General features: G+C 55.7%; 1 protein-coding gene. It reads left to right on the forward strand.

Annotated elements, in window-relative coordinates; translation table 11 throughout:
• On the forward strand, positions 1 to 280 hold a 280-nt coding region (locus tag V6D42_RS20280), incomplete at both ends, for an AMP-binding protein (protein WP_333514385.1).

A 280-nucleotide genomic window follows, 5' to 3' on the forward strand; every position in this document is an offset into this window, starting at 1 on the left:
TGTCAACCTGTGCTTCTGGCATCATGACGCATTCGGCATGACAGCGGAGGACCGCAGTGCGAAGTACGCGGGCTTCGGGTTCGACGCTTCCATTTGGGAGATGTTCCCGACCTGGACGATCGGCGCTGAGCTTCACGTCATTGATGAAGCGATTCGCCTTGATATCACCCGCCTGAATGACTATTTCGAAACAAACGGCGTGACGATCACCTTCCTGCCAACGCAGCTGGCGGAACAGTTCATGGAGCTTGAGAACACGTCACTCCGCGTGCTCTTGACT

The sequence above is a fragment of the Bacillus sp. 0909A genome (assembly GCF_036765115.1).
Classification (GTDB): domain Bacteria; phylum Bacillota; class Bacilli; order Bacillales; family Bacillaceae; genus Bacillus; species Bacillus mojavensis.